Below are 12,378 nucleotides of genomic sequence, written 5' to 3'. Positions count from 1 at the left end.
CAGCCGCCGTCGGGACGAATTGCGTTGTCGGATAATTCAACCCACGCGGGCCAGCAGTCGCCGCCACCGCCGCCCGGCTTCAACGAGGCGCAGACGCAGGAACGGCCGATACCGCCGATACCCACGCCGCTGCCGCACCACGACGACCACCCAACCGATCCCGGCCGACCGCGCGAGCGTGACCCGGGCGGCGCACTGCCGCCGTCGGAGTCGACGCAACCCGCCTATCGATTCGACCCGGATCCATTCGACCCGTTCGGAGAGGGAGCCTGATGCGACGATTCCTGATAGTGGGGTGTGGCGGTTCCGGGGGTGCGACGCTGTCCCTGATGATGGACCAGCTGCGTTCCGAGCTGCACGCCGCGGGGATCGAAAAGCTGCTCGACGGTTGGCAATTCGTCCACATCGACGTGCCCAGCGCGGCGGAGTCGGGGCCCGAGGGCCTGGCCAACGTCCCCGCGCAGGGCGGCAGCTACGTCGGCTGCGGCCCGCAGGGCAGCAGCTACGCCGTGCTCGACGGTGCGCTCTCGCAGCGGCTGGCGGCGGAGTCGGCGTTGGACACCATCGCCACGTGGGCGCCGCGCAGCCCCCAGGAGGTGTCGATCCCGATCTCGGCGGGCGCCGGGCAATACCGGGCGATCGGACGAATGATCACGCTCAGCAAGGCCGCCGAGATCCATGCGCGCCTGCAAGCCGCGTGGGACAGGCTGTTTCGCGTCGAGACCATCTCGGAGATGTCGACCGTCGACGTGCCCGGCATGGGCCGCTTCGATCCCAACGAGCCGCCCCTGGTGCTGGTGGTGTCGTCGATGGCCGGCGGCGCGGGCGCCTCCATGGCGCTCGACGTGTGCCGGCTGCTCACCCTCGTCACCGGCCTGGACCCCCGGCTGATGGGCGTGTTCATGGTGACCCCCGACATCTTCGACTCGCTGCCGCAGAGCGCGATCATCGGCGTGCGAGCCAACGCGCTGGCGATGCTCGGCGAGATCGTGGCCAGCCAGGCCGGCGCCGCCCGCGAGCACGACGTCCGGATCCTGCGGGCGCTGGGCCACCATCACGGTGAGGGGGAACCGATTCCGTTCGCGCGGGTGTTCCCCGTGGGCCGCTACATCGGCGCCGACCGCACGCTGTTCGGTGACGGCTCGCAGTACGCCGTGTACCGCGGCCTGGCCCGCGGGCTGGCCGGCCTGATGATGAGCGGCCGGGCCAGCGACCAATTCGTCGCCTACGACCTGGGCAACACCGCCTCGCCCGTCGGCGACCGCGACCTGCTGGGCTGGGGCATCTCCTCGTGGGACGTCTTGCCCTGGGGCACTTACGGATTCTCGAGCCTGAGCATGGGCCGTGACCGCTACGCCGAATACGCCGCGCAGCGGCTGGCCCGCAGCTGCGTCGACAAGCTCCTCGAGGGGCACATGCAGAAGGGCAACCCGGCCTCGAGCACCGAGCAACTGGACTCCCTGCTGTCCAGCCAGTGGGCGGTGCTGTGCGGCGAACTGGGTCTGCCGCCCAGCGCCGGTGACGAGCAGACCCGGGTCAGCCGGCTGGGCCGCTGGATCGGCACCCAGGCCTTCGCCGCCGAGACCGTCGCCGCCACGGTCAACGGGCTGATCGACCGGCAGCTGCGCAACCAGCTGCCCAACCCCGAGGGCGTTGCCGCCGAGCAGTGGGTGCCGATGATGCGCCAGGCCGTGCTCAACCGGCGCGCCGAGCTGACCCGGGCGTGCGCGGATGCCGCCTACGCCATGGCGTTTCAGTGGCACCAGGACTTCGCCGGCCGCCTCGACAAGGTGGTCGGCGCCGCCATCGCCGGGTTGGGCCTGCCGTTCGCCCGCGAGCTGGTCGACCAGCTGCGCCGGCACATCGACGACCACCTGGCCGCCGGCGTGGCGAGCCTGGGCACCATGGGCCCGTCGGACATCGTGGCGATCTCCCCGCAGGTCGACGCCGGGCTGCGGTCGCTGCACGGCGTGATGACCAATGCCGACCAGGTGGTCGCGGCCGTGCTCGACGGGTTCCGCGCGACGGTGCGCCGGCAGTTGTTCGCCGACGCGGCCACCCGGATCGCCGACGTGATGCGGGTGCTGGGCATCGAGTTGCTGGTGCCGCTGCGCGACCGGCTCAGCGAGGCGATGATCCAGCTGGAGCAGGCCCGCTCCGAGCCGCCGACCGACGTTGGGCTGGCCCGCCTGTCCACCGACCAGTACGCCGCCTGGCCCGCCGACGCCGACGAGCTGGTGCCCAGCCGGTTCGCCGAGGCCAACAACGAAGTGCTGCTGATCAATTCGACGGCGTTCAAGGGCCGCTACGAGGCGGACCTGCCGAAGGCGGTGGCCGGGGCCAATGCGATGATCCCGTTGCAGTCGGCCATCGAGGAGGCCACCGTGCGGGTGATCTCGGGGGAGTGGCAGACCACCGGCGGCGTGGCCGCGCCCGGCGGGCTGATCGAGCGGACCGCCACCTGGGTGACCCGGGCGCTGGGCACCGACCCGGAGACCGGCCGCGCGCGGGTCCCGTCGATCGCCCAGTTCGACATCCACACCCGGCCGGTGGAGCTGCTGCGCCGGGCCCGCCTGTACGTCGAGCGGCCCGGGGAGTCCTTCGCCGAGTTCTGCAAGGTGTCGCTGCGCGACTACGTCCAGGGCGCCGGCGCGTCGGAGTCGGAGCTGGTGGGCCGCCGCCGCGACATCGCCACCAAATTTGCCGAGGCGCTGTCCCTGGCGCGGCCGCTGGCCAGCGTCAACGACCAAGCGCTGCAACGGGTTCATCCCGGGCAGCAGACCGAGTACCGCTACAAGTTCTCCGAGATTCCTTTCGCCGGCCAACCCGTCGACAAGGACCTGTTCGAAGTGCTGCGCAACAATCCGCGCATCGACCAGGCGAGCAAGGACAACTACGGGCGTTCGCTGTCCGACGAGGACAGCGTGACCCGCATCGACATCTTCGGGTCCTACCCGAACTATTCGCCGCTGGCGTTCGACTCGGTGCTCAAGCCGGCCGCCCAGCAGTGGGCGCAGACCGCCGGCCCGGGCCGGGGCTCGTTCTGGCGGTTCCGGCGTTCCCGCCCGCTGCCGGCGTCGCTGCCGATGACCGACGAGGAACGCCGCGCCATGACGGCCGGCTGGTTCGTGGGTCAGCTGCTGGGGCGCATTCAGATCCCGGCGTCACCGTTCACCGAGCCGGTCCGCATCTACGACGGGGACAGCGGTCAATGGCTGAACTTCCCCAACCCGCTGCTCACCCCGCCGTCGGCCTTCACCGCGTCCTACGACTGGTTGCCCGCGGTGCTCGAGTCAATCCTGTTGGCCATCGCGCAGTCTCACGAACCGCCGGTGATGCGGTCGCTGCGACCCTACAGCGTGCTGCGGGAACTCTACGATGCGCACTCGCAAGACCCGCGCAGCGGCATCGTCGCGTTGTCCGCGCAGGAACTGTTGCGGGAGTTCCTGCGTACCGGCGCCGGCACGCCGGGCGTGCAGTCGCGGGTGCCCGGGATCGCCGACGCCCCCGCCGCCGAGGCGCGGGCCGCCGCGGCGGTCGAATGGCTGACCACCATTCGCGACGTCGCCGCCCAATACCTGCCCGCCGACATGCCGGGCGCGACGCCCGGCGGCGCCTTCACCACGGTGCCGACGCGCACCACCGCGTCGAACACCCCGATCTTCCGCGACCTGGCCCCCGACGTGTACGCCGCCACCGGCGGCCTGATCGACCTGATCCAGCGCGAGGCCGAGGCGCTCGCGGCCGGCGCCGACGCGGCCGGGCGCCCGGTGCACGACGGCGGCGCACCCGTGGTGATTCCCGAGGGCGGGACCTTTTGACCATGGCCGCTCCCGCCGACGCCGCCCTGACCGTCCTCGTGGCGCCCCATCGCCACACCGACGAGTTGATCGGCGTGCTCAACGACTACAGCGCCGCCGGGCTGCTGGGCGCCTTCGTCTGGGTGGACGCGGACGACGCCCGCGGACCGGCCACGACCGCCACGATGGTTCGCGACGGCAGGCCCGAAGTTGTTGTGCTGCAACAGGTTCTGAGTGCCAAGCCGTATCAGCGGGTGCGGGTGGCGGTGCTGGTGCCCCTCGACGCCCCGGCCGAGCAGCGGGCGCCGCTGGCCGCCGAGCAACACGTCGAGCAGGTGGTGCGCAGCACCGCGCGGGGCGCGGGCGTGACGCTGCTGCGGATGCTACTGACCACCGGGCGCGGCGCAGCGAGCCAGTCCGACCTGTCGGTAGTGGTCGAGGGGTGGCACAACCTGCTTGTCGCGCCGGAGGATTCGCCCGCGCCGGGGCTGGGCGCGGTGCCCTGGGGCCAGCTCGCCGAGCCGCTGGATCTGGCCCAGCGCGCCGCGCCGGTGGTGGCCGCGGTCGCCGGGCTGTGGGCCGACGTGCAGCAGACGCCCTTCGACAGCGTCGAGATTCTTCCCGGGCAGACCGTGCGAACCGTGCGGGCGTTCTACCGCAGCCTCGACACCGCCGACGTGGAGAAGCGGCTGCGGGCGCGGTTGTTCGACCCGGGCGGTCGGCTGCCGCTGCCGCACGGCGGCCAGGTGCCGGTGCTCTACCTCGAGGACGTGGCCGCGGCCGGCCAGGCGATGGCCCGCGCGCTGTGGACCAAGCATCGCGACGTGCTGCGCGGCGCCCGATTGGGCGACGACGCCGTGCCCACCCAGGCGATCTCCATCTGGGCGGCGCTGAAGATGTTCCTGCGGTTCATGGGCGGCGCGCTGCGCAACGCGCCGTCGGCGTGGCTGTCGGCGGTCAAGGGCTCGGTGTCGGCGGTGCTCGCCTCGACCGTGCAGGGCACCGTCTTCGGCGGGCGGGAGTCGGCGTTCTCGGTGGTCACCAGCAACCAGCCCGCCGACTGGCAGGACCTGGGGCGCAGCGCCGACTCGCTGAACGCGGCCCTCGGCGGACCGGGCGGCGGCGGCCACCTCGCGCAACAGGACCTGAGCCCGCTGTGGACGGACTTCGTCAACGGCGCGCTCACCCTCGCCGACGGCGGGCGCCGCGCCAAGGGACTCGAGCCCATTCACGTGGGTTCCGGCGTCGGGGTTTTGGCGAACGCCGCCGACGTCGTGCCCAGCCGCGCGGACCGGTTCACCGCGATCCCGACGTCGCTCGCCGCGGTCATCGGGGTCAGCGAGCTGGAGCCGGCCGACGTGCTCGGCGTCGCGGATCTGCGGCAGCGGCTGCAACGCGCCTACTCCGATCCCGCTGCCGGGGTGGAGGCCCGCGGCGCGTCGACCGAGCTGGATCGTTGGCAGCAGCACGCGTCGAGAAGCTACGCCTGGCAGGCGGGTTCGATCCTGGCCGACTTCCTGGGCCGGGCCCGCGCCGAGGTCGCGCAGATCGCCGAGCAGATCCAGCGCGCCGCCGGCGAAATCTCGATCGACGAACGGGTGCGCGCCCGCCAGCAGGCGATCAGCACCATCCTCGCGACCCTGACCTGGGCGACGCTCGGCGTGCTCGTCGTGCTGACCGGCGTCGCCGTCGCCGGATTCGCCGGCTGGACGTTCCCGCTGGTTACCGGTGGGGTGCTGCTGGGGCTTTACATCCTGGTCTCGCTGGCGCTGTTCCTGTTCGCCCAGCGTGACCTGTTCACGCTGATGAATCTGCAGAAATCGCAACAGAACCGGCTCGAGCTGATGCACGCGAACCTGCAGAACGCGCTGCAGGACGTGAGCCGGCTGTCCACCGCCTACGGGCAGTTCCTGTCGTGGTGCCGGGCGCTGGGACCGGTGCTGCGCGCGCCGTTCGGCCCGGCCCCCGCGGGACGCCCGACCGCCCCGCTGATCGCCGACGGCCTGCCGCGCTGCGCGCAGATCGGTGTCGCCGACCCCGGTCCCGAACGGGCCGACGACGCGGCCCACGCCATTCAGCGCCGCCTCTATTCGCTGGGTTGGCTGACCAAGCCGTGGCAGGACATGGTCGGCCACGCCGCAGCCCGGCTGCGCGAGGAACCCGAAATGCTCTACCGCATGCCGGGGTTCCGCACGGGCTCCGGCCTGGACCAATGGTCGGAGGCCGTGGCCGCCGGGCACGTCCAGTCCACCGGAGCCGACGCGCTGTGGCAGCGCGTCGAGCAGATGTTCGCCAGCGACGACGGCGTCGGATCCGCGCTGACGGGTGCCGTGCTGGCCCCCGCGGCGGGCCAGCATATTCCGGCTGGCCAGTTCTCGGCCGGGGTCGTCGACCATCGGCCGGGGCACGCCGCCCCCTTCGACGGCTCGGTGTTCACCGACGCGGCGATGACTGCGGGCCGCAGCGCGGTGGCCATCGACACCGCGACGCTGACCCGCACCGGGCTGGGATATCGGGCGGCGGTCGTCCAGGCCAGCGACGGCCTGGCGCCCTACGACTTCACGCTGTTCGAGCTGCCCGTCGCGGCACCGTCGGCCCTCGACACCGACGCCACCTCGGTGATCACCCACACCGACCACCGGGACGTGCCGCCCGGCGGGGATCTGGTGTTCTGAGATGCCCGATCCGCAGCACACCGGCGACGCCGACGACCGCCGCCTCGACGCCCTGATCGCCTGGCGGCAGCGGCTCATCGACGCCGGCAAGGTCTCCAAGGCGGGTTTCAAGGAGACGCACCTGCGGCTGATCCTGCGTTCCGGGCGCACCGACGTCGACCAGATCCGGGCGATGCTGCCCGGGTCGGTCGCCGAGTACGCCCAGGAGTTGGCAGCCGTTCTCGCCGAGGTGGATTCGCACGCCGAGCCCGGCCGGCACCACCGGCCGGCGCCGCTGTCGGCCGTGGAACCCGGCGACCGCGAGTCGACCGCCGTCACCGCGACGGGTGAAACCCCCGCGGCTGCAGACCACTTACAGTTGCAGGCAACCGATTTCGCGGCATACACCTTCGCCGAGCAGGCCGGCCCGGTGGCCGCCGTCACGGTTCGCCCGCGGCGCGGCGCAGAGGGCGACGCCGGCTGCGAGCTGACCTGGCCCGCGTACCCGGCCGCCGGCGCGGTCGTGGTCTACCGACTGGTCAGCCAGGACGACAACGCGCCGTATTCCCCCGACCGGGCCCGCCTGATCGCGGTGACGCCGGGAACCGGTGCGGCCGACGACGCCCCGCACACCGCCGCGGTGCGCTACTACCAGGTGTGGGTCAACGTCGGCCAGACGCAGTCGGAAGCGCTTGCGGCGCAGCCGATCAAGCACGCCGAAGGGGTGCTGGTCAGCCCGGTACGCGACTGCGTGGTCCGCCAGGACAACGGCACCGTGATCGGCAGCTGGACGGTGTACCCCGCGGTCAGCACGGTGTTCGTCTCCCGCGTGCTGGCCGACGAGGCCGGCCGCGAAGGACCGCAGCACCGCATCCTGCTCGACAGGGACAACCGCGCCGGCTTCGTCGACGCCGACGCGGTGCCGGGGCAGCGCTACGTCTACCGCATTCGGGCCGCAGTGCCGGTGGACGGCGTGCTGCGGCTGTCGGCGCCCGTCGACGCCGATGCCGAAATCGCCGCCGTGCTGGCGCCCGTCAGCGACCTCTCGGTGACGGCCGCGGGCTCGTCAGACAGCTTCGAGCTGACGTGGCAACCGCCCGCCGCGGGCGAGGTGGTCATCTATCGCAGCCAGACCGGCCCGGCCGCCGGTGCGGACGTCACGGAACTGCCGGAATCCGCGCTCGAACAGATCGGGCTGACGCCCGAGCTCAGGCTGACCCAGCCCATCACGCAGCGCCTCGATTCCGGTGGGCGGCCGCGGTCGATGATGTCGGGGGTTTCGTGGCCGACGGAGTGGAGCCGCGCCTACTTCACCCCGGTCACCGTGCTAGCCGGGCGGGCGCTGGTGGGCAAGACGGTCGGCTCGGTGCGCACCGGCGTCATCCGCGACGTCGAGCTGGCCGAGTACTGCAACAAGCAGGTTCTAACCTTCGACTGGCCGCAGGGCGCCGCCCTGGTCGTGGTGTACCTGGCGCCCAAGGGCTATGACCCGCGCAACGGCCTGACGGGGACGTCCTACGAGATCACCGTCGAGCAGTACGAGAAGTACGGCGGCCTGCAACTGCCCAACGGCAAGCTGCCGGTGGGCGGCTGCTCGCTGCACCTGGCGCCGGTGGCCTTCTCGGCCGGGCGCCGCGCGATGGGGGCGGTGCGCAGCCTCGAGTATGCGGGTCTGCTGCGGCTGCAATACGCGGTGCAGCTCAACCGCGACCCGCAAGGCTTTCCCTCGCACGCCACCATCTTCATGCGCTCCGAATACGAGGTGCCGGGGTCCCCGGCGTTCGTGTTGATCAACCACCCGGACCGAATTCCTCTGTCGCCCACCGACGGTGAGGCGCTGGACGCCGCACCGCTGGACGCTCAGGGCGGCCTGGCGGCCACGCCGTCGAAGGAGCTGCGCTGGTCCGCGCTGACCACCGCCGGTACCGCAGAGCCGTGGGCCGTGGATCTGCGCGGGCGGCGCGGCTGGATCCGGCTGTTCGTCAACACGCCGTCGGCGGCGCGGCTGCGCACCATCGCGCTGCTGGATCCGCCCGTCTACAACCTGCGGCTGAACCCGGTGGCGCCATGACGGCCCGCTTCGGCCAGCTGGCGTACACGAGCTTCGACCGGCCCGGGGGCGCCGGTGGCTGGCAGGTCAAGCAGACCACCGGCGACCTGACGCCCGACGAGACGCAGCGGCTGGTGTCGGCGGTCAAAACCGTGTTCCCCCTGGTGGAACCGCTTCCGGACTATCCCAGCGAGCAGCAGCTCGACGCGGCGCCGCGCCGGCTCGAGTACCGCCGGTGGGGTGGCCCCGACGCGTCGGCCGCGGGCTACTGGCACACGGCGCCCGCGGGCGCCGACAGCACCGGCCGCCCGGGCAACGTCTTCGCCCACGTGCTGCTGGACCGGGCGCCCGACGCCGCGCCGCGGCTGCGGCCCATCCAGCGGTGGGGCGCCCGCGACTGGTTGCGGCCCTTCGGTTCCGCGGCCGTGGGCCGCGCCGTCCTGCCGGCCGAGCCGCCGGGCGCCGCCGATGCGGTCACGAAGGACAGCGTCGTCGCGTTCGCGCTGGACACCGACACCTGGCGGCTGGGCACCCTGCTGGGGCTGCTGGACGCGGTCGCGGCGGCCCTCGACGGCGGCCCGCCCGTCGCCCTGGGCACCCTGTCGGTGCACACGGCCGCGCAGTGGATCGGCCTGGTCAGCTTCCTGATGTCCCCGGGCACCGCCGCGACCCTCAACTTCAGCACGTTCGACCGCGCCGACCAGCTCGGCCCCGCCCAGCACGCCATCGCGCATCTGGCCGCGGTGCCCGTCGGTGACCTGGACCGCCTCGCAGACGGTTTCGTCGTCATCGACGAAACCGCGACGCTGTCGCTGGGGGAGTTGGGCGGTGACCCGCACCGCACCGCGGCCGGTCAGGCCATCGAGGTCACCCCGTGGTCGGTGATGGCGCAGGAGGCGCTGCTCGACCCACGCTCGGCGGGCACCGTTCTCGACACCCTCGATCGCTACGCCGCCCAGACCGACGACCGTGGCCTGCACCCCGCCTGGCCGCTGGCCGTCACGATCGCCGCGGACCAGGACTTCGCCGCGGCGCATCCGGAGGCCCGCACGGTGATGGCCGCCCACTCACCGGCCGGCATCGCGCCCGGTTCTGAGGCGGAAACCCTTGTCGACGAATCGCTTTCGGCCCTGGTCGGCGACACCACGGCGGACGCGTGGAAGGCGGCCGAGCAGGACCTGCCCGGCTTCGCCGGTGAGCACGCCGCGTTGACCTATCTGTGCCGGGCGGTCGGCGACGACACCTGGCTGGACCAACTGGGGCCGATCCCGGTGGGCCCACGCACCTATCACGGCCGCCGCGTTCCCGCGCCGGTGTCCGACGCCCTCGGCCCGGCGCTGCAGCGCGCCGGCGCGACGGGCGACCCGCAACGACTGCTCAAGTTGGCGGACCTGTTGCTGCGCAGCGGAATTGACGACGAGCGTCTGGGCCACGCCTTGACGGCGCACGTGGCGGAACAATTGGCCGACCCGGCTACCGGCCCCACGCTGGCGCGACGGCTCGGCCCGCGGGTCGGGCCCGAGGCCCGGATGGCGGCCGCCGCCGCGACCCTGCGCGCCCACGCCGACGGACCGCTGAGCGATGCCGTGCTGGACTGGTTCGCCGACGGATCTGCCATGCCCACCGCCGCCGAGCTGCGCGCCGCGCGGCCCTGGGACGCCGCGTTCACGCGAGCGGCCGTCCGTGGCATGCACGGCGAGCGGACCGCCTCGAGCGGCGGGGCAGACCCCTTCGTGGAGTTGTGGTGGGCGGCGACCACCGCGTCGCCGCGCCGCGATGAGCTTGCCGCCAGCCGGGTTTGGGAACCTGTGCAACTGCTCGCGGTCGGTGTGGCAGCGCTGAGCACCGCGGCGCTGCTGCCCACCTTGCTGGGCGCGCCCGACGGCGAAGCGCTCACCGAGTTGGCCGACGCGGTGGTGACCGCGAACGCCGACGACCTCGCGGTGGCGTGCGCGGCGGTGCGTGTCGTCGGCGCCGCGGAGTGGGTGCAGCGCGGCTACATCACCAGCCACCAGCGGGCGTACGCCAAGCTGTGGGACACGGCCCTGGCCGAGTTCGCCACCAACGGCATCCACGACGACTGCGCGGTGCGCCTGACGGTGCTGTGCGCCCTCGCCGTCATCGCCGGCCAGCCGCGCCCCGCCCGGGTGGGGCCGCTGGCCGCCGGCCAGGCTGTGGCCGCCTCGGCCGCCGAGCGGCTGCTGGCCCTGGTCGACGGCGGCGTGATCGCCGCCCCGGACGTGATGGCGGCCAGCCTGTTACGCGCCGACGCGCCTGGCGACGGCGTGGACGGTGTGGTGGCGGGCGCGGCGACCCGGCTGGTCGACGGAGGGTACGTCGGCGAGGACGCCGAGGAGAGCGTGCTGGCGGCCATGCTGCGCATGGCCGGCACGGGCGCCGACGGGTCCGCGCCGCGCCGCTACCGAAAGGCGGTGCACGCGTTGCTGTCCCGCCGCACCGAGGGCCGGCCGCCTCTGGCCGCGCCGCCCGCGCAGATGTGGAGGACTCGCTGATGCCGATCTACGCCCTCACCGCCCGCAATCAACGCGCAAATATCCCCGCGGGTCCGCTGTCCATCACCATCAGCGGCGCGGTGCACGACGCCGCCCTGGACATCCAGGCCGCGCCGGCGCAGCCCGTCGTGCGGTCCAGCCCCCAGCACGTCGTGGTGCCGTCCCTCGCCGGCCCGCTCACGATCGCGGTCCGGCCGGCGTTCTCCACCCAATTCGGGCCGGGAACCGTCGTGCATCTGGCCATCGCCCACGACATCCCGGGCGAGGCGGACCCCGTCCAGGTGTTGTTCGATCCCGTCGACGTCAGCGGGGACACCACGGTCGTCTTCGCCGAACTGCGCCCGGTCGGCCCCTACATCGAGGTGGTGGTGACCGCGACCGCCGACACGGCCCTGAGCCCCCTGGCCGCAGCCGCGCGCACCTCCGCGCGTCGCCTCATCGGGCGGGACCGCAGGCGGGCCAACGCCGATCTGGTTGTCGCACTCAACAGTTCGGCGTCGATGCGGCCCTGGTTCGCCGACGGCAGCGCGGCCGCGGCCACCGACGTGGTGACGGGGGTGGCCGACGCGCTCGGGTTCCGCGACGTCGCGGCGGTGCTCGTGGGCGCGGACATCACCAAGGTGTCCGCCGCCGCGACGGGGCTCGCGGACGCGGTGCGCCAGGCGCGGCCCCGCTGGTCGGCGGGCGCACGCTGGTCGCGGCTGCGCGAGGACGTCGCCACCGTGGCGTGTTCGGACTTCCCGACCTCGGGGATACACCAGGGTTTCGCGCTGTTGGCGTTGTCCGATGACCGGCGGGTCAGCGGGCCGCGGTTGCCGGCCCCGCGCCCCGGTCAGGACGCCACCGCGGAGCTGCTGGCGCACGCCCCGGTGCTCGACGAGGTGGCGGCCGGGCTCGTGCGGGCGTTGACATGACCCTCCCCGTTGCCCAGGTGACCATGACGAAGTGCCCGCGCTGCTTCGCCATCCTCAACCCCGACCACCACCTGTGGACCCTGGCCCCCGCCAGCGGCTCGCCCCGCTACTTCGACGAGGTGGGCTCGGCGTTCCTGGGCGCGCAGGCCGACATCGGGCCGATGTTCCGGTGGGACCGGCCGCCCGGGTTCGCCGGTCCGCCACCGCCGCACCTCGCCGGGCAGGCGCTGCGCGGCCCGGTGTTGGAAATCTGTCCCACCTGCCATTTCACGCTGCCCGAGCGGTGGCGCGACGGGCAGGCTTACTGCATCGCGATGGCCGGCGCCCGCGCCACCGGCAAGAGCCTCTACATCGGCGTCCTGGTTCGGCAGCTCCAATTGCTTTGCGAGCAACTCGGTTTCGCGATGACGCCGGCGACTCGTTCGACGGCCACCGCCTACTCCACGC

5 protein-coding genes and 2 pseudogenes are annotated in these 12,378 nt (G+C 73.0%); all 7 read left to right on the top strand.

What is annotated here, in order from left to right:
• Nucleotides 1-273, top strand: a pseudogene (locus tag A5700_RS27085) (hypothetical protein); the annotation flags it as partial.
• Entirely contained in the window at nt 273-3,821 is a 3,549-nt protein-coding gene (locus A5700_RS22145) for a tubulin-like doman-containing protein (protein WP_068205015.1), read from the top strand. The pseudogene A5700_RS27085 and the gene A5700_RS22145, both read left to right, overlap by 1 nt.
• A gap of 2 nt (nt 3,822-3,823) precedes the next feature.
• Complete coding sequence (locus tag A5700_RS22140; RefSeq protein ID WP_068075344.1) at nt 3,824-6,475, top strand: hypothetical protein; 2,652 nt, start codon at nt 3,824-3,826, stop codon at nt 6,473-6,475.
• A 1-nt stretch (nt 6,476) separates the two neighbouring features.
• A complete protein-coding gene (locus tag A5700_RS22135) occupies nt 6,477-8,525 on the top strand; it encodes a hypothetical protein (protein WP_068075341.1) in 2,049 nt (682 codons plus the stop codon).
• Nucleotides 8,522-11,017 carry a hypothetical protein gene (locus A5700_RS22130; RefSeq protein WP_068075338.1) on the top strand — a complete coding sequence of 832 codons (2,496 nt, stop codon included), beginning with the start codon at nt 8,522-8,524 and terminating at the stop codon, nt 11,015-11,017. Before A5700_RS22135 ends, A5700_RS22130 begins: the two co-directional genes overlap by 4 nt.
• Complete coding sequence (locus A5700_RS22125) at nt 11,017-11,931, top strand: hypothetical protein (RefSeq protein WP_068075354.1); 915 nt, start codon at nt 11,017-11,019, stop codon at nt 11,929-11,931. The genes A5700_RS22130 and A5700_RS22125 overlap by 1 nt, the downstream gene beginning before the upstream one ends.
• Nucleotides 11,928-12,378, top strand: a pseudogene (locus A5700_RS22120) (hypothetical protein); the annotation flags it as partial. The gene A5700_RS22125 and the pseudogene A5700_RS22120, both read left to right, overlap by 4 nt.

The sequence above is a fragment of the Mycobacterium sp. E1214 genome, from assembly GCF_001666755.1.
Lineage (GTDB): Bacteria > Actinomycetota > Actinomycetes > Mycobacteriales > Mycobacteriaceae > Mycobacterium.
The sequence above is the reverse complement of the archived record's forward strand: the minus strand, read 5'-3'. Positions and strand labels throughout refer to the sequence as shown.